This is a genomic window from Bacillus spizizenii TU-B-10, assembly GCF_000227465.1.
GTDB lineage: Bacteria > Bacillota > Bacilli > Bacillales > Bacillaceae > Bacillus > Bacillus spizizenii.
The window spans coordinates 606,232-627,972 of the sequence record NC_016047.1 but is presented as its reverse complement, the minus strand read 5'-3'; the positions used below and the strand labels follow the sequence as shown (position 1 = coordinate 627,972).

The window sequence follows — 21,741 nt, the reverse complement described above, 5'->3', positions numbered from 1 at the left end:
ATCCGCTCCCCTGTATCCGGCGGAGAACTTCGGGTCAGCGGATGAAAAGTCCGGGCGAATATGTTCGTATCGCGAAATAACCTATATATATTGTATCATAGCCGCAGCCGGCCAGATATACATAATTTCCGTCCGGCATACATTAGTGTTTGCACATCATGTTATTTTATGATGCAATATGCGGTTTTTCCGCAAGATTTTTTTACGAAAGCGGGCTCTCTATTAAATCTTTAACGATTTCTTCAAGCTTCATACCTCTGGACGCTTTGAATAAAATTAAATCTCCTTTTGACGCGTTTTCCTTCACAGCTTGGAGGAGATCTTTTTTCTCAGTGTAATGGCTGACGCGTTCTTTCTCAAAGTGTTTCAGTGCGCCTTCCGCGATAAAAGCTCCCAGTTTTCCGTACGTAAAGACGCGGTCAATTTTCTCAGGGCTGATCACAGCGCCGCACTCTTTATGGAATGTTTCTTCAAGATCGCCGAGTTCAAGCATATCGCCGAGCACGAGCATTTTTTTCCCGTAGCCTTCAAGACTTTCTGTCAATAGAATCGCAGCCTTCATGGAAGTCGGACTGGCATTATAAGCGTCATTGATTATCGAAATGCCGCTGTCTGTTTTGATGAGTTCAAGTCTCATGCCAGTTACCTTTAGACCGCTCAGTCCTTTTGCCGCATCCTCAGGCGTGATGCCGAAATAAGCCCCTGCAGCAATCGCAGCCATGGCGTTCATGACATTGTGCTTGCCAAGTATCGGAATAAAAAACGTTTTTTCCATCCCTTTGATTGTAAAATGGGTTCCTTCCTCGCTCTGGCTGACATCCTGAAGCAGATAATCATTATGCGCTCCCGTACCGTACGTTTTCGTCTGGCAGCTGTATGCATTTTGAAGGAGCGGTTCGTCTCCGATATAAATCAGCACCCCGTCTTCTTTTAGCCCATTAATGATTTCAAGCTTCGCCTCCGCGATACCTTCTCTTGAGCCAAGGTCTTGCATGTGGGATTCGCCGATATTCGTAATTACTGCAGCATCCGGGTTTGCCAGGCGGGACAGAAGATCAATTTCTCCTTTGGCGCTCATTCCCATCTCCAATACAGCGATCTCCGTATCTTCAGGCATGGCTAAAACCGTCAGCGGCAGACCGATGTGATTATTGAAGTTTCCTCCTGTTTTGTGGACACGGTATCGGGTTCCCAGGACGGCGTGAATCATATCTTTCGTTGTCGTTTTGCCATTGCTTCCAGTTACCCCGATGACACGGGTGCCAAGCTCCTGCAAATAAGCTTTTGCAAGCTGCTGAAGAGCGGAAAGGGTGTCGTCCACTAAGATCACGGCTTGATTCTCGGGCGGGTTTGGTTCTGACCGATCCCAAAGAACGGCCGCTACACCGGCTTCAAAAGCCTGCGGCACAAAAGTGTGGCCGTTGAAATGTTCCCCTTTCAGCGGGATGAAAAGCTGCTGTTGTTCCAGTTTTCTTGTATCAGTTGCCACTCCATGAATGACTGTTTGTTCATATTGCGGATTTGTCAGTGTGCCTTTGACCATCTCCGCAATGTTCTTTACTGTTCGTTTAATCAAGTGAGGTCCCTCTCTTTCTTTTGTATATACGGGAAAAGACACTGCCCTCTGACCGGCAGTGTCCATGTTTATTATTAAAATGTATGCTTAATCAATTGTTTTTCAGCATGGCGTTCTTTTGCAAGCTCCACAAGCTGTTCAATCAGGTCAGCGTATTCCACTCCAGCCTCTTTCCAGAGGAGCGGAAACATGCTGAAAGGTGTAAAGCCAGGCATTGTGTTGACTTCATTGATCAGAACTTCGCCGTCAGCTGTCAGGAAAAAGTCCGCTCTGACGAGTCCTGACCCATCGATCGCTTTAAACGCCTTGATCGCCATATCACTGATTGTTGCGTATTCCTCATCGGTCACAATTGCCGGAATCATCAGATCAGTATCTCCATCCTCATATTTCGCTTTGTAATCGTAGAAATCTGTCTTCGGTGCGATTTCTCCCACAACAGAGCATTTAGGATCGTCATTTCCAAGAACACCGATCTCGATCTCGCGGCCGTTAATTCCTTCTTCAACGACAACTTTGCGATCATATTGGAAAGCAAGCTCAAACGCTTTTTGCAGTTCTTCACGGTTTCGGCATTTGCTGATTCCGACACTTGAGCCAAGGTTCGCCGGTTTTACGAAGCAAGGATAGCCTAATTCCTGTTCGACCTGCTCACAGCTTTCTTCCGGAGAACGAGTCCAGTCTTTCTTAAGGAAAGCAGCGTATTTAGCCTGAGCAAGGCCGGCTTGCGCGAATAAATGTTTCATGACAACTTTATCCATGCCAGCTGAGGAAGCAAGCACACCGTTGCCGACATAAGGAACATTCAACAGTTCGAGCATTCCTTGGATCGTACCGTCTTCTCCGTTCGGTCCGTGGAGGAGCGGGAATACGACGTCGATGGCTTCATTTTGCTGTGACGCTTCCTGCGGAAACATCTCCTGGTTTAGGGCAGCTGGAGAAAACGCACTGCCTCCTTGCTCAAATTGAAGCATTTTCACGTTTGAAACAGGCTCAGTTAAACGGGCGCCTTTTACCCATTCGCCTTTTTCTGTTATATAAATCGGATGTATATCAAACTTCTCAGTATTTAGCGCTTTGATTACAGCCAGAGCTGTCTGCAGGGAAACATTATGTTCTGCCGACTTTCCTCCGTACACTAATCCTAGACTTGTTTTCAATGGATACTCCCCCCACTACAATTCATCTTTACTATCTTATCACTTTCACAAGAAAATGATCTAATTATTTTTGGGCATGCTGATGTTGAATGCATTTGTATGTAATTCCTTTTTATTTTATATTAAAATGGCATTGAAAAGGAGATGTGACATATGAAAAAAATCACGACAAACGAACAATTTAACGAACTGATTCAATCTGATAAAGAAATTATCGTAAAGTTTTATGCTGATTGGTGCCCAGACTGCACGCGCATGAATATGTTCATCGGCGATATTTTGGAAGAGTACAATCAAAACGATTGGTATGAGCTGAATAAGGACGAGCTTCCTGAACTGGCTGAAAAATACCAAGTAATGGGTATTCCTAGCTTGCTTATCTTCAAAAACGGTGAAAAAACAGCTCACCTTCACAGCGCCAATGCCAAAACGCCTGAAGAAGTGACTGAATTTTTATCTGAACATATAAGCTAATTCGTTAAACAGCCTTATTTTATGTCGTCAGGCTCTACATGAACATGAACATGAGTCACATCGTGTTCATGTTTTATTTTGTCTTCTACTTCATCCGCCACTCCATGGCCTTCTTCTACTGTAAGCTTCGGATCAACCGTAATGACCATTTCGATATGAACTGTGCTTCCTAGATACCTCGCTTTCACATCTTTTAGACGATGTACATTCTCGATCCTGCCGACGGTCTGTTTATAAGGCTCAAGATCTTTTAAATGAAAACCGTCTGTTAAAGAATGTGAAGCGTCTTTAAAGATGTCCCATGCCGTCTTGCAGATGATGATACCGATGATAAAAGCCGTTACCGGATCGATCCACGGCAGCTGCAGCTGGGATGACATCACACCGATAAATGCTCCGACACTTACAAAAGCGTCTGACCTACTGTCCTTTGCCGCTGCCATCAGGGCAGAGCTTTTAATGGACGCTGCCAGCCTTTTGTTATATAAATAGATGCCATACATAAACACAGCACTGCCTAACGCCGTCCATGCAGCGATAAGACTTGGCGTTTCCGTTGTTCCGCCCGCAATCGCTCTTCCTCCGCCGATTAACACCTCAATGCCGACAACCATCATAATAAAAGACGCAACAAGAGACGAAATCGTTTCAGCCCGATAATGGCCATATGGATGATCGCTGTCAGCCGGCCTTTGGGAAATACGCAATCCAATCAGCACAGCTACTGACGCAACAATATCTGTTCCATTATTTAATCCGTCTGCTCTCAGCGCTTCGGAATGATATAAAATCCCGATTACAAGCTTCAAAACAGCAAGGATGACATATGCCAAAATATTGAGGAGCGCTCCTTTTTCTCCTTTTTTCAGATTTTCTGTCCGCTCCATGAATACCAGCCTCCATTCTATTACATAGTATGGTTCAAAACATAAAAAATAGAGCGGCAACATTCATAAGAGGGACATTTCGACAGCAAATTATTGCCCGGGAAACTTTTTGTCGATCTGTTGAATGTTTGCCAATTTGCGAAAGAATAGGACTGTTTTCACCTTTACAGGCTATTGTGGACATTGTATACTGGGGTTAATTGATAATGATTATCAATATCGTTTGATTGGAGGTTGGTGACATAATGACACCTCAGTCTGCAGAAATCAGAAAAAAACAGCTCATTCATCTGTTAATACAGAATGGTATATACAAAAAGTCAAAGCGTCATTTGTATGAATTGTCGCTAACGGAGTTAGAAAGTGAATACAAACATGTCAGGAGGGCACCGGAGCATGCCGAAGCGTAAAGTAAAAACTTACCAACAGCTGATCCAGGAAAACAAAGAGGCGATTATGGGCAATCCAAAGCTGATGAACGTCATTTATGACAGGATCGACCGCAAGCATCAAAAAAATCTGCAAGAGCAAAACAATACATAAAAAGAGCCGGGATGGCTCTTTTTTTCATGACTCAAACGCTTCCGTAGCCAGCTTTTGGATCACCGCGTCATCCATCGGCGGGTTATGGAGACCGGCGCGCACATCACGGTAATAGCGCTGAAGCGGGTTGGTTCGTTCAAGGCTTTTGGCTCCGACAATTCTCATCGCTTTATCGACGATAGACAGCGCAGCATTTGTGACGATATGTTTCGCCGCACCGAGCTCGCTTCTCAAGTGAGGGCGGCGCTCCGGATCGTCATATAATTGAGCGATATGGAAAAGAAAATGTCTGGCATTGAGCAGTTCAAGCTCCATTTCGCCTGTTCTTTGCTGTACGGCCGGAACATTCTTGATCGGTCCCTTCAAACTGTTTGGAGAATACTCAGATGCAAATTGCACCGCATAGTCTCGCGCCGCTTGAGCAATGCCAAGATAAATCGCCGGGATGTGAAGCAGCCAGCCATTCGGCTTAGCTCCCCGAGGTCCTTGAAGCAATTCCACCAGTTTCTCCTCATCAAGCGTTACCTCATTCAGTACAAGGTCATGGCTTCCAGTCGCCCGCATCGCGATCATATCCCACGTTTCTTCAATCGACAAACCGGGATCATCTTTATGAACGAGAAACACGCCTGTTGTTTGTTTTTCCTCAATCCATGCCGTCACTAAAAAATAATCCAGTGCTTGTGACATCGTCGTAAAGGTTTTTCTTCCGTTTACTGCCCATTTGCCATCCTTTTTGACGGCGTTTGTACCGGGACGCCCTCCTCTTGTCGGGCTTCCGGTTTTCGCTTCTGTCGCCGCCCTGTTGATGACGGCTCCGTTTTGAACTTCCTTTGCAATATACGCAAACACGTCTTTATCCCAGCTATTGCCTTCTCCAAGCTCTCCAATTACGCTCAAATGCCAGCCGATGCTCAGTGCTGCCGGAGCATCTCCCCGTGCCAGCCTTTCTTGAAACAGGAGCATATCGTAAACAGAAATGCCTCCTCCTCCATGAGATGCCGGCAATGTTAATGCCGTATACCCAGCATCACGCAGTTTTTGTATTTTTTCTACAGGAAAACGTCCTTGTTCATCATCTTCAGCTGCTGTTTGCTGAAATTCATCCGCAATCCGTCCGATTTTCTCCATCCATTGCCGCTGTTGATCGTTTTGTATAAATAATGACATCCGGCAGCCCCCCAAGTTTTAATTCCGATAAATTTAATATGTATTATAGATTTCCTGCCATTATTCCGCAACTGTTAACCTTTTGTCCGGTATAGAAAAACACGCCGTTCCCCCAAGGGAACAGCGCGCTTACACAGGATTTGCATCCCGGTCTTGTTTCATGCCGAGATAAATCAGCATATATGTCAGGTAACCCATTGTCATCACCAGGCCGCCAAAGAAAAAGCTCGAGAAGATTGGCTCTTCAAAAGCAGTCACTGCCGCAAGCACAATCCAGCTGGCATACAGATAGATGATAAAATAACGGACGCCCGTCTTCATTTTATATATCATGTACAGCCCCACGAGAGAGAACAACCCAAGCGCGAGTCTGAAATAAACAAGATGTTCAAACTGAAACATGAATGACACAAATGAGAATCCAAGCAGCAATACAATCGGTAAAGCGGTAATAAAGTTCCTCAATCGAGACACCTCCGTCAGTACCTTTAGTATAAACCAAAATATCAAATGATATTGATTTACGTGAGCTTTTTCACAAAAATGTCATTCCTTGCCTTTACACCCGGACATCCCGTTTACAGAAGCACCACCAGCCAACGGCGATGAAGAATATGGCATGTATGATGATAATCCCTGCTGAAAATAATGGTGTCATGCCGGAAAACAACGCTGTTGCTCCGCTTCTGTATTGCGTAAAGTCAGTATTGGCAAAAAGCAAAAAGCTGCCCCATTTGTTTTCAAAGAGCTTCATGAGCTGGACAAGTGTACTCGCTCCGTATAAAACGACAAAAGAAACAACAACTGCTACCGCGCTGTTGCGGAACAGTGAAGAACAAAGCAGCCCGAATAATCCCATCATTACGGCTTCAAGCCAGTTTGAGCCGATCAGCGCTAAGGTGTTGATCAGCAATGTCTTTGATTCCGCGCTCACGGATGTGCCGAAAAAGACGAGACCGAATAATAATGCCAAAATGTAGTATGCCAGATACAAATAAAAGCTGACCATTACGACTGTGATTAATTTTGACCAAAAAACCTTTTGGCGTTTAACAGGACGGATGAGCAAAAATTTGATCGTCTTTTTATCAAATTCCATCGAAACTATTGTCGCTGCAATCACGATCGTTAAAGCCTGCAGCAGGATGTTCAGACTCGGTGTATACGATAAATAGCCGATGAAGTTTTCATCCGTTCCGGCACTGATGACAATCCGTTTAATGATCAAGGCCATGAAAAATTGAAAGACCGCCATCAGGATAAGAGATACCAACGTGACCTTCCGATTAAAAAGTTTCATATGTTCATTCCAAATTAATTTAGACAAGCTCTTCTCCCTCCTCTTGATGAACAGTTGTCGCTTTTATGAATTCATCTTCAAGTGGTTGCGTATAAGGCGTAATGGAAAAGACATTCAGGTCTTGTCCGACAAGTGAACGATTCAGCTCCGGAATGTTTTCTTTTGCTACCTCAACAACAATCGCCCCGTCTTGCCGCTCTGCTTGATATTGATTGCCTGCCAGCCAATTGAGCGCTTTTTCTTCCGGCTGCACTTCAATGATCGCTTTTTCTGTTTTTTGATCTGTTCCATGTAAGCTGACTTCCGCTTTGATCTCGCCTTTTTGAATGATGATGACACGGTCACACAGATCTTCAACCTCACGCAATAAGTGAGTGGCGAACAGGACTGCTGTTCCTTCCTTTTCTGCGAGCTCCTTAATATGATCGCGAAAATCCTTCATGCCGGCGGGATCAAGACCGTTTGTCGGTTCATCTAAAATAAGAAGCTTCGGCCGGTGAAGAATCGCCTGTGCAATACCAAGACGCTGGCGCATGCCAAGGGAATAGGTTTTCACCTTATCATGAATTGCTGATGTCAGCCCTACACGTTCCACTACTTCATCAAGCCGTTCATCCGTTATTTTTTTGTGCATATTCGAAAAGTGCTTGAGGTTTTCCCATCCTGTCAAGTACGGATAGAACTCAGGATTTTCGACGATCGCTCCAACCGCTTCCATCGCTTTTTCAAACTCTGTATCATGCTGAAATCCGCTGATTGTCACACTTCCGCTGTTTTGTTTTAATAACCCGACGATGATACGGATGAGTGTTGTTTTTCCGGAACCATTAGGACCGAGCAGGCCGATGATTTCGCCCTCCATGACGTCCATGCTGATCTGTTTTAAAATCTGTTTAGACCCAATCTTTTTATCGAGGCCTTCAATATGTAAAATCGGCTCAGCCATAAAGCCTTCCTCCTTTTTCGACAAAAAATAAACAGTGCCCAAAAATTAGGCACTGTTTGTATTATAGCATTTGTTGCTTCCAAATGTTTGGTTAAACCGATAGAGTCGGCGTTTGCTCAGGCTGTTTGTTCTTTTCTGTTTCTGTAATAATGACGGCGCAGGCCGCGTCTCCTGTTGTGTTCACCACTGTACGGAGCATATCAAGCAGACGGTCAATTCCAAGAATTAATCCGATTCCCTCGACAGGCAGGCCGACAGATTGAAGCACCATGGCGAGCATAATCAAGCCGACTCCAGGAACACCCGCGGTACCGACACTTGCTAACACTGCCGTCAGTATCACCATCAGCAGCTGAGTGAATGTCAGATCATGCCCGAATACCTGCGCAATGAAGACAGTGGCTACCCCTTGCATGATGGCTGTTCCGTCCATATTAATTGTAGCACCGAGCGGCTGGACGAAGCTGCTGATCGGCTCAGGCACTTTTAATTTTTTCTGGGCCACATCCATGGATACAGGCAGGGTCGCATTGCTGCTGGAAGTACTGAATGCAACGACCATAACCTCTGAGAAATTTTTAAAGAACGTAATCGGATTTCTTCTGGCTATAAGCGCAACCGTAGATCCGTAGGTAACGACTGCATGTATCAGTAATGCAAGGGTTACCACAATCATGTACAAGCCCATCGCTTTCATTGCGCTGAACCCTTGGCTTCCGATAGCTGTCGCAATCAGACCGAATGTACCATACGGAGCGAACTTCATTACAAGATTCACCAGGTACATCATCAATTCATTTCCTTGTTCAACAACTTTGAGAAGCATATCCGCTTTTTTCCCAAGCATTGTAATCCCAAGCCCGACAAAAATGGCAAAAGCGATAATTTGCAGCATATTTCCTTCCGTCATCGCTTGCACAGGGTTGGTCGGAATAATGTTTAACAGGGTGTCCGCAATACTTGGCGCTTTTTCAGCAGTGAATTCGGCAGACGATGTATCATACGTTCCAAACTCTCCCGGTTTGATGACAAGAGCTAAAATGATGGCAATGGTAATCGCCACTGCTGTCGTGACGAGAAAATAAGAAATCGCCTTTACACCGATTCTGCCAAGCTTCTTAGGATCGCCCAGCCCGGCTACTCCGAGTGTCAATGAGAAAAAGACAATCGGAACGACAAGCATTTTAATGAGGTTTAAAAAGATGGTGCCCAGCGGCCCGAATACAAACTTATTTAAATTTTCAAATAATTCAGGTGATGTTACGTTAAGAATAATCCCCGTCACCGCACCTAGCACCAATGCAATGATTATCTTTGTAGCCAGTTTCATCCGCATTCCTCCCTTTTTTGAAAAAAAGCCCGCGAGAGACTCCCGTGGGCTTTGGCTGTAACTTCAAACCACAGGACTCTCTCTTCACGCTGATGAGGTTAGCTGACGGGTTCGGACGAAGAGATGTCCGTTTTTCAGATGAAAAATTAACCCCAAAAGATTGGGTCCCCCACTCCTTATAAAAGGATTAAGCGTGTGGCTTACTATTGTATGATTTAGTTTATTTATACAGAAAAGATCCAATTTTGTAAACTATTTTTTGTTACTTTTCTCTTGGAATCTTTTGGGTCCTTCTTCCTTGTTGGTGACATCAAGAATATCTAGGAGAAACACAAAGATCGGAATCCCGATAATTAGACCCCAAATACCGAAAAAGTGCTCAGAGAAAATGAGTACTGTGAAGGTGAAAAAGATCGGCAGCTCCGTTTTCGCAGACATCAGCTTCGGATTTAAGAAATACGTTTCGATCGCATGTATGGCGAATATGACAAGCACAATGTAGAGCACATACATTCCGCCGCCAGTGCTGTAAGCGATAATACTGAGCGGGATCAGAGAAATGACGACGCCTGCTACAGGGATCAATCCAAGGAAGAACACCATAATAGAAAGCCCAAACAGCTGCGGGAAATGCATAATCCAAAGCGCGATAAACGTCAGAATACAGTTGACGAGCGCAATGATGAATTGAGCCTCAAGCACCTTGCCGAACGTTCTTGCAAATTTGCTTCCGAAAAAAGCAATTTCCTCATAAAAGACCGCCAGTTTGCTCGTTTTAAATTTAGCCATGAATTCAGAAAGCCGTTTTTTCTCAAATAAGAAAAACATGCTGAGAATGAGCGCCATTACGATCTGCAAGCCGAATGTGCTGATATCTGCCAGATACGTATACACCACATTGAAACCCTCTTTGACATATGAACTGACATTAATATCTCCGAAAACACTGGTGATCTCATCAAAGAAAGGGATGGTGTCCGGGTGATACGCAATATGTTTAATCTGCTTTACCAGCTGCTGAATCTGCGCCGCGACGACAGGATAAAATACAAACCCCCCGACTGTAAGCAGCACAGCCAGCAACATGTAAAGAAACGTAATGACCACCCGCTGGCTCACATGGAAGAACTGGCTTAAAAACTGCCGTACGACAAGCTCCAAACGATCCATAAGAAATGTGAAAATGAAAGTCAGCAATATTAAGTTGATCATGCTCTTAAATAGGTATAACACACCAGTTAACACGACAAAGACGGAAAAACGCCTTACTCCCGGGTGCTGAAAAAATTTAACTAAAGCGGCCATTTATACACTCCTGTTAGGACAAACGTCCTTCATTCAATATAGTATCCATTTGTAAATTATATAACAAAAAAATGCTGAGGTCTCTGTCCTCACCTTAATTATTCTTAAACAATTAAAAAAACGGCCCCATGGATGGGCCGTTCTTTTTTTCAGACTGCTGTTTTCATTTTTTTCATGCCTTCAACAGCCTCTATGCTTTTTGCTTCATCGAATTCATTTTCGCTTTTTGCAACAATAATCGTGGCTATTCCGTTTCCGATCAGGTTCACAATCGCTCTTCCTTCACTCATAAAACGATCGACCCCAAGCAGGAGTGCAAGACCCTCCAGCGGAATGACCTGAAGCGCTGACAGTGTTGAGGCAAGGACGATAAATCCGCTTCCCGTCACACCGGCTGCTCCCTTCGATGTCAGCATCAGAACGAGGATAATTGTAATTTGCTGGCCGATGCTGAGGTCTACTCCAAACACCTGTGCCAGAAAAACCGTCGCCATTGATAAATAAATGGATGTGCCGTCAAGGTTAAATGAATAGCCCGTCGGAATAACAAGCCCGACAACCGATTTCGAACAGCCGTAGCGCTCCATTTTATCCATCATTCGCGGAAGCACCGATTCTGAAGAGCTTGTGCCAAGCACGATCAGAAGCTCATCTTTAATGAAGCGCAGGTAATTCCACAGGCTGAATCCGTAAAGCTTGCAGATGAGATTTAAAGCAACAAACACGAACAGGAACATCGTAATATAAACAGACATCATTAAGCTTGCCAGAGGCTTGATGGAATCGAGACCGAAATGCCCGATCGTATACGCCATCGCCCCGAATGCCCCGATTGGCGCGGCACGCATGATGTAGCCGATGATTTTGAAAAAGACGTGAGAAATCTTGTCGAAGAAATCAATCACGCTTTTCCCCTTTTCACCTAATGCTGCAAGACCGACTCCGAAAAGAATAGAAAAGAATAAGACCTGCAAAATGTCCCCTTTTGCGAAGGCATCAACCATGTTGGACGGAACAATGTGTGTGATAAATTCAATCCAGTCGATTCCCTGACCGCCATTTTGCGTGTATTGTGATACATCTCCCTTTTCAAGCTTGCTGTAATCAAGACCCGCGCCCGGCTTCATGATATTGACGACAAATAAACCGATAATGAGTGCGAGGGTAGTGACAACCTCGAAATAAATAAACGCTTTTCCCCCTACTTTTCCAACCTTCTTCATATCGCCCATTTTTGCAATCCCGAGAACGATTGTGAAGAAAATGATTGGGGCGATCACCATTTTAACAGCGTTGATAAATGTATCGCCAAGCGGCTTCATTTCTTTGCCGACATCCGGCCAGACCAGTCCGACAATGACCCCAATGATGACCGCAGTTATGACCTGAACTGTTAAATTTTTAAACAGTTTCATATCCTGCATTCCCCCTGTCCTATTCACCTTTGTGTCTTTCTTACTAGAATGATAGCGTTTTCATACAGTCTGGGGAAGTTTATGATCATAACGGACATTTTGGTCTTTTTGGTCTCAAATTTATCCTTTAAACACGTAGCGGTTGACGGGCCTGCCGACTCCGCCGTATTGAACGTCCAATTTAATGGTTCCGGTTTTTTCAAGATAATCAAGGTATCGTCTAGCTGTCACTCTGGCGATGCCGAGCGCCTTGGCGACCTCTTCCGCAGAAAGAGATGCAGTTTGCTGTTTCAAAAAAGCAGTAACTTCATTCATCGTGAAATGATTCAGCCCTTTCGGCAAATCCTGTACGGCCTGCTGCGGAATATTCAGGATCGCATCGAGCTGTTCCTGGGACAGCGTATCGCTCGCTTCTATTTTTTGTTTATATTGCTTGTACTTTTCAAGTGCCTGTCTCATTCGCTCAAGCTTAAACGGTTTTAAGATATAGTCAGCCGCTCCATTTTGTAGCATAAGAGAGATCGTTTCTTTGTCTTTTGCAGCGGAGACGACGATGACATCCACTTCAAGTTTTTGCTTTCTGATCTCCTGCAAGGTTTTGATTCCGTCTTTTTTCGGCATGTACACATCGAGAATGACGAGGTCGGGCTGTTTTTCTTTAATCAGCTTAATGCCTTCTTCTCCGTTTCCCGCTGTTGCACAGACAGTAAAGCCCTTGACAGTTGTGATGAAATCCTTGTTTACCTCTTGAACCATCGGATCGTCTTCAATGAGCAGAACCTTCCATTCCTTACGAGTCATGCTGTGCTTCCTCCCCCTTCATTGGAAAAACGATAGAAAAAGATGTTCCCTGTCCCGCGTGTGAATCAACTTCTATCGTGCCCGATCCTTTGTCTGTGATTTGTTTTACTAAATACAGGCCATAGCCTGTGCCGCCTGTTTTATTGACCGTAAATCCTTTGTCGTAAAGGTGCGGCATGTGTGTCGGTTCAATCCCGCACCCGTTATCTTCTATTAAAATAGCAAGGATATCATCCGTTTGTTCGATGCTGATGTCAATTCGTTTATCATCAGATTGAACGGTTTCAAATGAACCGAAGGCATTTTCAATCAGATTCCCCAAAAGCACGACGATATCATGCTGATCAACATGCTCGGGAAATTGCTGAAGGCTGCTGTTTTCATCAATATGAACAGCAATGCCGAGCTCCCTTCCTCTTCTGATTTTACTTAATAGAAGGCCCGCCGCGGCGTCATTTTGAATCGAGCGGTGCAGAAATTCAGTCACATTTTCCTGCTCAGTTGATGCCTGGAATGCAAGCTGCAAGGCTTTTTCAGATTTCCCCAGCTGGATGAGGCCGGCGATTGTATGCAGCTTATTCATATGCTCATGGTTTTGAACGCGGAGCGCCTCCACAAAGTTTTTGACGCCCGTCAATTCCTCTGCCATCTTGGCGGCTTCCGTTCTGTCCTGAAAAATAGCGACGGCGCCGATGACTTTTTTCTTCATGACAATCGGAATTCTGCTGCTCATGATGACCTTTCCGCTGACGCGAATTTCTTCATTATAAACCGCTTTGTTCCGCTCCACGATTTCGGGCAGGCGCGAATCCTTGAGAACGTCCCAAATCACCTTCCCGACCAAATTCCCCTGCACCTCAAAGATCTGTTTCGCTTTTTCATTGAAAATTGTAATGATGAGCCGATTGTCAATGGCAATTACGCCTTCATTCATTGAGTGAAACGTCGCTGTCCGTTCTTCATACATTCGGACAATCTCATGTGGCTCAAGCTGAAACATTTGTTTTTTGATATGGCGCGCCAGCAGAAAGGACCCTGCAAGGCCGAAGCCTAGTGTCAGCACAACGATGAATGTAATATCTCGCTTTAAATGAAGCAGGATGTCTGCGATCCCCGGCAGTGTTTTCCCGACAAGCACCACGCCAATCTGGTTCAGATCATGATCCTTCACCGGATAAAAAGCCCGGACCGCCGTGCCGATCTCACCCTTTGCTTCTGAGAAATAAATGTGCTCCGCAAACGCCGCCTCCTCGTCTGCACCCTCAGATTTCTTGCCGATGCTTGTGCTGACAGGATGCGTATATCGGATGTGATTCATATCCATGACGACAATATAGTCTGCTTCATTAATCATCCTGATTTCTTCAACCGCATGGCGAACCGCTTCTGTTTGTTTGTTTCTCGCCAAGGCCTCTTTCACTTCTGTCATCTCTGACACCGTCCGGGCCGTATTCATCAAACGTTTTTTCAGCTCCCGCTCCTCTGTATGCTGGATATTGCCAATGAGCACAATGCCGCCGATCAAAAAGGAGAAAATGACGAGTATATAGGATAAGATCGTGATTTTCCAACGGATTGAGAGCTTCTTTTTGTTCATCAGCTTCTCCTTTCAGGTCTTTACGAATGGCATTGTCCCCACTATCCTTAATGAAGGGGAGGGGTTTTCATGAAGAGTTTCCTTGCATGTCTCGCACTGATGATCGCCGGAATTGCAACCGCTTTATTTATCGGATTCCATGATCATACCGGCAGTGAAGAGATTGTTTATGATGACGACCAGGAAGGCTTACAGGATCAAATCGTGTTTAAATTCAGCCATGTGGTTGCCGAAAATACGCCGAAAGGGCTGGCCGCCAATAAATTCGCCGAGCTGGTGAACGAAAAATCAGGCGGAAAAATAAAAATTGAAGTGTTCCCGAATGGTAGCCTGTATTCGGACATCGAAGAAATTGAAGCATTGCAAAACGGCGACGTTCAATTTATCGCCCCCTCCACATCGAAGCTCGGCATGCTCTCGCCTGAATGGGGCGTGCTGGATCTTCCGTATGCATTTACAAATTACGATGCTGTCAAAAAAGGGCTGAACGGCAGCATCGGCACACAGCTGTTTGATTCTCTAAAGAAAAATCAATTAAAAGGACTCGCCTATTGGACAAACGGCTTTAAGCAAATCACGACAAATCAAGGACCGGTCAAAGACCCGGATGATTTAAAAGGACAAGATCTCCGCATTATGCAAAGCGATGTGATAGAGGATCAGTTCAAGCTGCTTGGCGCAACACCTCATCAGGAATCCTTCAATTCTACCTTTCAGCTGTTAGAAAACAATGTAGTCGATGGCGAAGAAAATACAATCTCAAACATCTATTCTAAAAAATTTTATAATGTTCAGGACTATTTGACAATAAGCAGCCACGGTTATCTCGGTTACGCTGTCATGACTGATGAGCATTTCTGGAACGCGCAAACATCGGAAACAAGGCGCATTTTGACTGAAGCGATGAAGGAAACGACGGAGTGGAACGAAACGTATGCCGAAGAAATGAACAAGGAGCAGCTGGAAGAAATCCAAAAACATTCATCTATTAAAATCTACGAGCTGTCAGATAAAGAGAAAAAAGAATGGATGAAGCGCCTTGATCCTGTTTACCGGCAGTACGAGCCCATCTTCGGCCGGAAGCTGATACAGGAGCTTTTAGAGCTGCGAGAGGATTCGTAATCCCCATCTCGATACGCTGTTTTTCGTTTATCTTTCAATTGATCGGAAATATAAATAGAGATAAACGAAAAAAGGAGATGGAAACATGTTTAAGCATACGAAAAAGCTGCAGCATCCTGCTAAACCAGATCGTCCAGATCCATTATTCGCTAAAAAAATGCAAGAAATTTTAGGCGGGCAATTCGGAGAAATTTCTGTTGCCATGCAATACTTATTTCAAGGCTGGAATACAAGAGGAAATGAAAAATACAAGGATTTGCTGATGGATACGGCAACTGAGGAACTCGGGCATGTTGAAATGATCGCTACGATGATTGCGAGACTTCTTGAGGATGCCCCGCTTGATCAGCAGGAAAAAGCCGCTGAAGATCCGGTCATCGGCTCCATCCTGGGCGGCATGAACCCTCACCATGCAATTGTATCAGGACTTGGCGCCATGCCGGAAAGCAGTACAGGCGTACCTTGGAGCGGCGGCTATATCGTAGCAAGCGGAAACCTGCTGGCAGACTTCCGCGCCAATCTGAATGCGGAATCACAAGGCCGTCTGCAGGTTGCACGCCTGTTTGAAATGACGGATGACAAAGGCGTTAAAGATATGCTCAGCTTCCTGCTGGCGCGTGACACGATGCACCAAAACCAATGGCTCGCCGCTATTAAAGAATTAGAAGCACAAGAAGGCCCGATTGTGCCGGGGACCTTCCCGAAAGCACTTGAAAAACAAGAGTTCTCGCATCAGCTTATCAATTTCTCTGAAGGCGAGGAAAGCGCCGAACAAACCTGGCTGAACGAAAAAGCGCCGGATGGAGAAGCCTTTGAATATGTGAAAGAAGCTAAAGCTTTTGGAGAAAAACCGGAATTAAAACCAGCACCGCCTTTTGTTCATGATACGCTTCCGGGACGCGAGTAAAGACACAAGCCCAAAACATGATGTTTTGGGCTTTCATTATGCCTTCAGAACCGTCCAGTCTGGTTCGTGCCGGATGTCAGAGTTATGTAACAGATCGTGAATGAACGGTTCACCCTCTTCGTACAGCTTCACTTCTATCGAAAGAATCATTGCCTTCTGTTCATTTTCCTCGTATATGCTGTCATGTTCGTTCTCCATAAAATGATCATAGGCAGCTCTGTTCTCCCAAACGCTGATGATTTCTGCGGTGAACAGCCCATCTGCTGTTTTCCGCCAGCCGCCGGCCTGTTTGATGAAGCCACTTACATGTGATAATGCTCCCCACTGTGACTGCGCTTTTGAAAATGCTTCAGTGTTTGCAGCGTCTACTTCACATACAATCCTTTTGATTAGCATGGCAATTCCTATATGATGACTGTTTTCGCTTGTGTATGCTCGACACAGAGATTCACCGTTCTGACGTAAGAGCGCGTGCGGTGAATCGTTCCTTTTGGGATCAGCAGGCTGTCATTTGCTTTGAGTACCGCGGTTTCTTTGTCCTTAAAATCGATCAGCAGTTCACCTTCAAGAACAATGAATAATTCATCTGAGTCGGGGTGATGGTGCCAGTCATATTCTCCTGTAAACACAGCGAGGCGCACACAGTGGTCGTTGACCTCTGAGATTGGAAAATTGGCGTATTTTTCTTTGACTTCATTGGCGATGGCGAGCAAATTTTGCATCTCGGACATTAGCGAAAACCCCTTTTTTCACTTATTGTATCGTAATACCGGCATAAATTGAGAAAATTCCTAAAATAAAAAAGCGATCCAGCTGATGTGCCGGATCGCTTTTTATCTACAGGTTGTCTGCCTTTATGCTTTTGATTAGTCGTTGTTGCGGGCGTTTCCGCCTTTTGAGCCAATTTCTTGATAGAATTCTTTATCGTGATTTTTGCTTGTTGCCTCTCCGCCTTTACGGCCGATTTCTTGATAGAATTCTTTGTCATGATTTTCGCTAGTGGCTTCTCCGCCTTTTTCGCCGATTTCTTGGTAGAACTCTTTGTCATGGTTTTGGCTAGTGGCTTCTCCGCCTTTTTCGCCGATTTCTTGATAGAATTCTTTGTCATGGTTTTCGCTAGTGGCTTCTCCGCCTTTTTTGCCAATCTCTTGATAGAATTCTTTATCATGGTTTTTGCTTGTTGTTTCTCCGCCTTTTCTACCTGCTTCTTCTCTGCTCATTTTGTTATCGTCTGCCATTTTGAATTCCTCCTTTAATTGGTGTTGGTTGTTGTTTTCCCGCTATCAATTCTTTTAAACAAACAAAGCACATTGGGTGTGTTTCCACTAAAAAAAGCAGGCGGAGCGCGTTGTCCGTCTGCTTTCTTCTATTCCATCTCTTGTTCTGTTTCTTTCAGCCGCTCAAGAATGCGCCTCTTTTTATACAGCATCATGCCCGTTTCGGTAATGTCGTTTAATGTTGAGCGATTGGCTGCCGCGCCAAAGACCATTCCCGCGACCGGCACTAGTTGAAAAAGCTTTTTCCAGCCAAACGTGTCGCGATATCCTAATACGACTTCACGCCAGCCTTGGATTTGAGAAGCGACATTCTTATATGTACGATCTTGATCATAGTCTTTTAATTCTTGCAAAATCGATTTTTTGCCGACAACATCAGCCGATGTCAGCTGCAAACATTTTACGATGAAGACACGCTCTTTTTTCTCCTTTGGGTCATAGCCGTAAGCAACAGCGATATCCTGCAGCGTTTTTAACGACAGACCAAGCACGGCCGGAATGTCTGCCGCCAGCGTAAACACACCGCCCACACCCGTTGTCGCGCCTTGTACGGTTGCCGTGTTGATTCTGTTTTTGCCCATTCCTTCCGCAATTTCATCCATGACAGGCAGAGGCGCTTTTCGGACGTCCTCCAAAGACTCAAAGGTTTGCTCCGGCAGCTTCTTTTGAAACGTTTTGATAATCTGTTTTTCCGATGTCAGATACTGTCCTCCTGTTTGAACAAAGCTGCCGACCTCATCCAAAAGCTTGCCGATCTTTTTCTGAATGAATTCCGGCGTCAGCTTGTCCAGCAGCTGAAACGGGAGACGGCTGAGCTTTTCCCAAAACCAGACTTTTTGCTGATCTTTTTCCCATTTTTCTATTTCTTTTAATTGCTGATGTAAGTCTTCTTTAAGTTCAGGTGTCACCCAACTCGCACTTCCCTTCCGTTTTTTCTACTATATAGTATACCTTCATTTTCTCGAAAACGTTTTTATTTTTCACCTGCGGGTACCATTTTTATAAAAGGAAAAGGAGTGATGGACATGCCTTGGTCGATGAAGGATTATCCCGCTTCATTAAGAAATCTTGAGAAGCCGGTACAGAAAAAAGCAATTGAAATTGCGAATGCGATGATTGATGAGGGCTATGAGGACGGACGCGCGATTCCGATTGCGACAAGCAAAGCAAAGGAATGGGCGGAAAACGCCTCTAAAGAAGAAATTGATGATTTCCTCAAGCATGATGATGAGACAGAACGCGATGAAGATTCAAGCAGTGGCAACGGCCCAGAGCTTATGGATAAAGCTGAGCATGTCATCAAGCATAAAAACGGCTGGGCGGTCAAAGCCGAGGGTGCCAAACGTGTCTCTGAGATCAAAGATACAAAGAAAGATGCGATTGAACGGGCAAAGGAAATTGCAGCACATAAAGGCACTGAGGTGATTGTTCATTTGGCTGACGGCAGCGTGCAGAGAAAAATTAAAGCAGAATCATAAAGCGATATGCTTTTCGGTGTTTCAGGTTTGGCATAAGCGGTTATTGATTGATAAATCATTTATGAGAGGTGAGTATTATGATTAGCTTTTTGGTTTCATTAGTTGTTGCGATCGTAATCGGATTAATCGGAAGCGCCATCGTAGGAAACCGGATGCCGGGAGGAATTTTCGGTTCTATGATTGCCGGGCTGATCGGTGCTTGGATCGGACACGGACTCCTTGGCACTTGGGGACCGAGCCTCGCTGGCTTTGCTATTTTCCCAGCCATCATCGGGGCTGCCATCTTCGTGTTCTTGCTGGGCCTCGTATTCCGCGGGCTGCGTAAGGAAGCCTAGACTCATTTCATACAGGAGGCATCGTTTCGAACTGAAACGATGTCTTTTTATATGGGACCTTATCCGAATCCCTACATATCATGTTACATAACAGGGAAAAATTTATGAATGTACTTTGAACATTTTCGGTTGACAATAAACCGGGATGGTCATATGATGTAGATAAAATAATTTGCCTTAAGGAAACTCTTTGTTGTTCGGCAAAAACAATCAGAATTCAGGTGAGACATGATGAACAAGGACATCACAGCACAATCTCCCCGTTCCAAAGCAGTCCAAGATGCGCTTGACGGGAAAATCAGAGGATTCAGAGGGCTGCTTCCTTTTCTGGGCCCAGCATTTATAGCAGCCATCGCCTATATTGATCCCGGCAATTTCGCAACGAATATATCGGCGGGTTCTAAATACGGATATATGTTGCTATGGGTGATTTTATTTTCGAATATCATGGCGCTTTTAATCCAATCACTATCCGCCAAACTCGGTATTGCCACAGGCAAAAATCTGCCTGAGGTTGCCCGCGAAGAATTTCCAAAACCCGTCTCCATTGGATTATGGATTCAGGGCGAGCTGGTCATTATCGCAACTGATCTGGCGGAATTTATCGGGGCGGCTCTGGGACTGTATTTGCTGTTTGGCATCCCGATGCTTGAAGCGTCTATTATAGCGGCGATCGGTTCTTTCGCGATATTGGAGCTTCAGCGCCGCGGTTATCGCTCACTTGAAGCCGGCATTGCCGGTATGCTATTTGTAGTGGTGATCGCCTTTGCGTTGCAGACCTTTTTCGCAAAGCCTGATGCCGCGTCAGTGATGAAGGGCCTTTTTGTCCCGGCGTTTCATGGCACTGACAGTGTGCTTCTTGCAGCGGGTATTCTCGGCGCAACCGTTATGCCGCACGCCATTTATTTACACTCTGCCCTTACACAGCGGCGGGTTGTTGGCAAAACTGATACTGAACGGAAAAAAATCTTCAGATTTGAATTTATTGATATTTTAATAGCGATGCTGATTGCAGGAGCTATTAATGCAAGTATGCTGATTGTGGCTGCTGCATTATTCTTCAAAAACGGCCTGTTTGTCGAGGATCTCGATGTCGCATATCAACAATTCGGACATCTTGTCAGCCCTGTGTCAGCGGCTTTATTCGGAATCGGGCTGCTCGTTGCCGGACTATCCAGTTCGTCAGTCGGCACACTTTCAGGCGACGTGATCATGCAGGGATTTATCAACTATCGCATCCCGCTGTATGTACGGCGGTTTATCACGATTATTCCGCCGATCTTGATCATCGCATCAGGCGTCAATCCGACAACCGCTCTCGTACTGAGCCAGGTCGTGCTGTCCTTCGGCATCGCCTTTGCCTTAATCCCGCTTATTATGTTTACAAGCAATAAACGGATTATGGGGTCACTGATCAACGCCAAATGGGTCACAGTGGTTTCTTGGCTGATTGCTGTATTGATCGTTGCTTTGAATGTATTTTTAATTGTTGATACGTTTCGTTAAAAAAACCGGCTGCTAAGCCGGTTTTGATTTTTCGCAAAAGCTCATTGATACCCTTTTTGACAGAAATTTGTTATGATAGAAGAAAAAATCGGAGTTTTGATGATGTCAGTATTTATTCTGTTTTATTTGTGGATTGTTCCTATTGTAATCGGAATTTTATGTTCTGTTGTTGCCTATAAATCCAAAGGAAAAATGAGAGTCGCGCCTGGCATTGCCATGATCGTGCTCAGTATCATTTCCTTGATCACCGCGTTTACGGCCGGACACACGAATTTTCACGTGTTTATCGGCGGAATGTTTTTATTCGGCACCTTCTTGGTTGGTTCTGCTTTTCCTTTCTTTTTCGGGCTTAAGAAAAAAGAGAAATAAACTTATAAAGAAGAGAACTCTGCAAGATTTGAAAAGAATAAACATACGAAACATAAAAGGACAAATGCGCTGATCTTTTTGCTTTGAAAGAAGATGCATTTGTCCTTTTGTCCGTTTTGAGCATGGCGAAAATCATGACAGGCTGCATAAATCATTCCTGTTGATCCTAATAAGTACACCACTAATTTTATGGATTCAAACATACTTTCCTCCTTTATTTGCAATGTAATGTTATGATAACTA

General features: G+C 44.7%; 25 protein-coding genes, 1 pseudogene and 1 riboswitch. Of the genes and pseudogenes, 10 read left to right on the top strand and 16 right to left on the bottom strand.

Features of this window, described 5'->3' with window-relative positions; translation table 11 throughout:
• Positions 1-202: 202 nt before the first annotated feature.
• Both GYO_RS24895 and GYO_RS24890 read right to left on the bottom strand, forming a co-directional pair.
• On the bottom strand, positions 203-1,576 hold the full coding sequence (locus GYO_RS24895; protein ID WP_014112726.1) for a UDP-N-acetylmuramoyl-tripeptide--D-alanyl-D-alanine ligase: 1,374 nt from the start codon (positions 1,574-1,576) through the stop codon (positions 203-205).
• A gap of 74 nt (positions 1,577-1,650) precedes the next feature.
• Positions 1,651-2,736: a D-alanine--D-alanine ligase gene (locus GYO_RS24890; protein ID WP_014112725.1), complete on the bottom strand. Its 1,086-nt coding sequence runs from the start codon at positions 2,734-2,736 to the stop codon at positions 1,651-1,653.
• Between the two features lie 153 nt (positions 2,737-2,889).
• On the opposite strand from GYO_RS24890, the gene GYO_RS24885 reads away from it, so the two are divergent.
• The gene (locus GYO_RS24885) at positions 2,890-3,210 is read left to right on the top strand and encodes a thioredoxin family protein (RefSeq protein WP_003225161.1); all 321 of its coding nucleotides are present in this window, start codon (positions 2,890-2,892) and stop codon (positions 3,208-3,210) included.
• Positions 3,211-3,224: 14 nt separating this feature from the next.
• On the opposite strand, the gene GYO_RS24880 is transcribed toward GYO_RS24885, so the two are convergent.
• Positions 3,225-4,097, bottom strand: a complete 873-nt coding sequence (locus GYO_RS24880) for a cation diffusion facilitator family transporter (RefSeq protein ID WP_014112724.1) — start codon at positions 4,095-4,097, stop codon at positions 3,225-3,227.
• Positions 4,098-4,342: 245 nt separating this feature from the next.
• Here GYO_RS24880 and GYO_RS24875 point away from each other — a divergent pair, with 245 nt between their 5' ends.
• A complete protein-coding gene (locus tag GYO_RS24875; protein WP_003225157.1) occupies positions 4,343-4,507 on the top strand; it encodes a Fur-regulated basic protein FbpA in 165 nt (54 codons plus the stop codon).
• Positions 4,461-4,640, top strand: a complete 180-nt coding sequence (gene fbpB / locus GYO_RS24870) for a Fur-regulated basic protein FbpB (protein WP_072565771.1) — start codon at positions 4,461-4,463, stop codon at positions 4,638-4,640. The genes GYO_RS24875 and fbpB overlap by 47 nt, the downstream gene beginning before the upstream one ends.
• A 24-nt stretch (positions 4,641-4,664) precedes the next feature.
• On the opposite strand, the gene GYO_RS24865 is transcribed toward fbpB, so the two are convergent.
• The 9 genes from GYO_RS24865 to dctS all read right to left on the bottom strand — a co-directional run bounded on the left by GYO_RS24865 (position 4,665) and on the right by dctS (position 14,504).
• Positions 4,665-5,810: an acyl-CoA dehydrogenase family protein gene (locus tag GYO_RS24865; protein WP_014112723.1), complete on the bottom strand. Its 1,146-nt coding sequence runs from the start codon at positions 5,808-5,810 to the stop codon at positions 4,665-4,667.
• Positions 5,811-5,939: 129 nt separating this feature from the next.
• Positions 5,940-6,275, bottom strand: coding sequence for a hypothetical protein (locus GYO_RS24860; RefSeq protein ID WP_014112722.1), 336 nt, complete (start codon positions 6,273-6,275; stop codon positions 5,940-5,942).
• A 94-nt stretch (positions 6,276-6,369) separates the two neighbouring features.
• Positions 6,370-7,110, bottom strand: coding sequence for a DUF2705 family protein (locus GYO_RS24855; protein ID WP_236827570.1), 741 nt, complete (start codon positions 7,108-7,110; stop codon positions 6,370-6,372).
• Between the two features lie 19 nt (positions 7,111-7,129).
• Complete coding sequence (locus GYO_RS24850; protein WP_014112720.1) at positions 7,130-8,056, bottom strand: ABC transporter ATP-binding protein; 927 nt, start codon at positions 8,054-8,056, stop codon at positions 7,130-7,132.
• Positions 8,057-8,147: 91 nt separating this feature from the next.
• Positions 8,148-9,386 (bottom strand): dicarboxylate/amino acid:cation symporter, encoded by a 1,239-nt coding sequence (locus tag GYO_RS24845; RefSeq protein WP_014112719.1) that lies wholly within the window; start codon positions 9,384-9,386, stop codon positions 8,148-8,150.
• A 73-nt stretch (positions 9,387-9,459) separates the two neighbouring features.
• Positions 9,460-9,590, bottom strand: a riboswitch (cyclic di-AMP (ydaO/yuaA leader).
• A gap of 48 nt (positions 9,591-9,638) precedes the next feature.
• Positions 9,639-10,691: an AI-2E family transporter gene (locus GYO_RS24840; protein WP_014112718.1), complete on the bottom strand. Its 1,053-nt coding sequence runs from the start codon at positions 10,689-10,691 to the stop codon at positions 9,639-9,641.
• A gap of 149 nt (positions 10,692-10,840) precedes the next feature.
• Complete coding sequence (dctP, locus tag GYO_RS24835; RefSeq protein WP_003225140.1) at positions 10,841-12,106, bottom strand: C4-dicarboxylate transporter DctP; 1,266 nt, start codon at positions 12,104-12,106, stop codon at positions 10,841-10,843.
• A 120-nt stretch (positions 12,107-12,226) separates the two neighbouring features.
• Complete coding sequence (dctR, locus tag GYO_RS24830; RefSeq protein ID WP_014112717.1) at positions 12,227-12,907, bottom strand: two-component system response regulator DctR; 681 nt, start codon at positions 12,905-12,907, stop codon at positions 12,227-12,229.
• Complete coding sequence (gene dctS / locus GYO_RS24825) at positions 12,897-14,504, bottom strand: two-component system sensor histidine kinase DctS (RefSeq protein ID WP_014112716.1); 1,608 nt, start codon at positions 14,502-14,504, stop codon at positions 12,897-12,899. The genes dctR and dctS overlap by 11 nt, the downstream gene beginning before the upstream one ends.
• A gap of 69 nt (positions 14,505-14,573) precedes the next feature.
• Here dctS and dctB point away from each other — a divergent pair, with 69 nt between their 5' ends.
• Together dctB and GYO_RS24815 are read left to right on the top strand one after the other, a co-directional pair.
• Positions 14,574-15,626, top strand: coding sequence for a C4-dicarboxylate TRAP transporter substrate-binding protein DctB (gene dctB, locus GYO_RS24820; RefSeq protein WP_014112715.1), 1,053 nt, complete (start codon positions 14,574-14,576; stop codon positions 15,624-15,626).
• Between the two features lie 85 nt (positions 15,627-15,711).
• On the top strand, positions 15,712-16,533 hold the full coding sequence (locus GYO_RS24815) for a manganese catalase (RefSeq protein WP_014112714.1): 822 nt from the start codon (positions 15,712-15,714) through the stop codon (positions 16,531-16,533).
• A 36-nt stretch (positions 16,534-16,569) separates the two neighbouring features.
• Here the strand turns inward: GYO_RS24815 and GYO_RS24810 are convergent, their stop codons facing one another.
• The 4 genes from GYO_RS24810 to GYO_RS24795 form a co-directional block, all read right to left on the bottom strand.
• Positions 16,570-16,929, bottom strand: coding sequence for a YdbC family protein (locus tag GYO_RS24810; protein ID WP_014112713.1), 360 nt, complete (start codon positions 16,927-16,929; stop codon positions 16,570-16,572).
• Between the two features lie 8 nt (positions 16,930-16,937).
• A complete protein-coding gene (locus GYO_RS24805) occupies positions 16,938-17,264 on the bottom strand; it encodes a cupin domain-containing protein (RefSeq protein WP_014112712.1) in 327 nt (108 codons plus the stop codon).
• Between the two features lie 135 nt (positions 17,265-17,399).
• A complete protein-coding gene (gene gsiB / locus GYO_RS24800; RefSeq protein WP_014112711.1) occupies positions 17,400-17,771 on the bottom strand; it encodes a glucose starvation-inducible protein GsiB in 372 nt (123 codons plus the stop codon).
• Positions 17,772-17,899: 128 nt separating this feature from the next.
• On the bottom strand, positions 17,900-18,718 hold the full coding sequence (locus tag GYO_RS24795) for an EcsC family protein (protein ID WP_014112710.1): 819 nt from the start codon (positions 18,716-18,718) through the stop codon (positions 17,900-17,902).
• Between the two features lie 117 nt (positions 18,719-18,835).
• Here GYO_RS24795 and GYO_RS24790 point away from each other — a divergent pair, with 117 nt between their 5' ends.
• The 5 genes and pseudogenes from GYO_RS24790 to GYO_RS44290 form a co-directional block, all read left to right on the top strand.
• Positions 18,836-19,288 carry a DUF2188 domain-containing protein gene (locus GYO_RS24790; protein ID WP_014112709.1) on the top strand — a complete coding sequence of 151 codons (453 nt, stop codon included), beginning with the start codon at positions 18,836-18,838 and terminating at the stop codon, positions 19,286-19,288.
• Positions 19,289-19,365: 77 nt separating this feature from the next.
• Positions 19,366-19,623 (top strand): GlsB/YeaQ/YmgE family stress response membrane protein, encoded by a 258-nt coding sequence (locus GYO_RS24785; protein ID WP_014112708.1) that lies wholly within the window; start codon positions 19,366-19,368, stop codon positions 19,621-19,623.
• A gap of 228 nt (positions 19,624-19,851) precedes the next feature.
• Entirely contained in the window at positions 19,852-21,129 is a 1,278-nt protein-coding gene (locus tag GYO_RS24780; RefSeq protein WP_041520860.1) for an Nramp family divalent metal transporter, read from the top strand.
• A gap of 102 nt (positions 21,130-21,231) precedes the next feature.
• Positions 21,232-21,498 carry a hypothetical protein gene (locus GYO_RS24775; protein ID WP_041521127.1) on the top strand — a complete coding sequence of 89 codons (267 nt, stop codon included), beginning with the start codon at positions 21,232-21,234 and terminating at the stop codon, positions 21,496-21,498.
• Positions 21,499-21,581: 83 nt separating this feature from the next.
• A pseudogene (locus GYO_RS44290) lies at positions 21,582-21,705 on the top strand (hypothetical protein); the annotation flags it as partial.
• Positions 21,706-21,741: the final 36 nt, after the last annotated feature.

Coding starts and splice junctions, on each gene's coding strand:
- GYO_RS24885 (WP_003225161.1), top strand. CDS start 2,890: ATGAAAAAAATCACGACAAACGAACAATTTAACGAACTGATTCAATCT.
- GYO_RS24880 (WP_014112724.1), bottom strand. CDS start 4,097: ATGGAGCGGACAGAAAATCTGAAAAAAGGAGAAAAAGGAGCGCTCCTC.
- GYO_RS24875 (WP_003225157.1), top strand. CDS start 4,343: ATGACACCTCAGTCTGCAGAAATCAGAAAAAAACAGCTCATTCATCTG.
- GYO_RS24865 (WP_014112723.1), bottom strand. CDS start 5,810: ATGTCATTATTTATACAAAACGATCAACAGCGGCAATGGATGGAGAAA.
- GYO_RS24855 (WP_236827570.1), bottom strand. CDS start 7,110: ATGAAACTTTTTAATCGGAAGGTCACGTTGGTATCTCTTATCCTGATG.
- GYO_RS24850 (WP_014112720.1), bottom strand. CDS start 8,056: ATGGCTGAGCCGATTTTACATATTGAAGGCCTCGATAAAAAGATTGGG.
- GYO_RS24845 (WP_014112719.1), bottom strand. CDS start 9,386: ATGAAACTGGCTACAAAGATAATCATTGCATTGGTGCTAGGTGCGGTG.
- GYO_RS24840 (WP_014112718.1), bottom strand. CDS start 10,691: ATGGCCGCTTTAGTTAAATTTTTTCAGCACCCGGGAGTAAGGCGTTTT.
- dctP (WP_003225140.1), bottom strand. CDS start 12,106: ATGAAACTGTTTAAAAATTTAACAGTTCAGGTCATAACTGCGGTCATC.
- dctR (WP_014112717.1), bottom strand. CDS start 12,907: ATGACTCGTAAGGAATGGAAGGTTCTGCTCATTGAAGACGATCCGATG.
- dctS (WP_014112716.1), bottom strand. CDS start 14,504: ATGAACAAAAAGAAGCTCTCAATCCGTTGGAAAATCACGATCTTATCC.
- dctB (WP_014112715.1), top strand. CDS start 14,574: ATGAAGAGTTTCCTTGCATGTCTCGCACTGATGATCGCCGGAATTGCA.
- GYO_RS24815 (WP_014112714.1), top strand. CDS start 15,712: ATGTTTAAGCATACGAAAAAGCTGCAGCATCCTGCTAAACCAGATCGT.
- GYO_RS24810 (WP_014112713.1), bottom strand. CDS start 16,929: ATGCTAATCAAAAGGATTGTATGTGAAGTAGACGCTGCAAACACTGAA.
- GYO_RS24805 (WP_014112712.1), bottom strand. CDS start 17,264: ATGTCCGAGATGCAAAATTTGCTCGCCATCGCCAATGAAGTCAAAGAA.
- gsiB (WP_014112711.1), bottom strand. CDS start 17,771: ATGGCAGACGATAACAAAATGAGCAGAGAAGAAGCAGGTAGAAAAGGC.
- GYO_RS24790 (WP_014112709.1), top strand. CDS start 18,836: ATGCCTTGGTCGATGAAGGATTATCCCGCTTCATTAAGAAATCTTGAG.
- GYO_RS24785 (WP_014112708.1), top strand. CDS start 19,366: ATGATTAGCTTTTTGGTTTCATTAGTTGTTGCGATCGTAATCGGATTA.
- GYO_RS24780 (WP_041520860.1), top strand. CDS start 19,852: ATGATGAACAAGGACATCACAGCACAATCTCCCCGTTCCAAAGCAGTC.
- GYO_RS24775 (WP_041521127.1), top strand. CDS start 21,232: ATGTCAGTATTTATTCTGTTTTATTTGTGGATTGTTCCTATTGTAATC.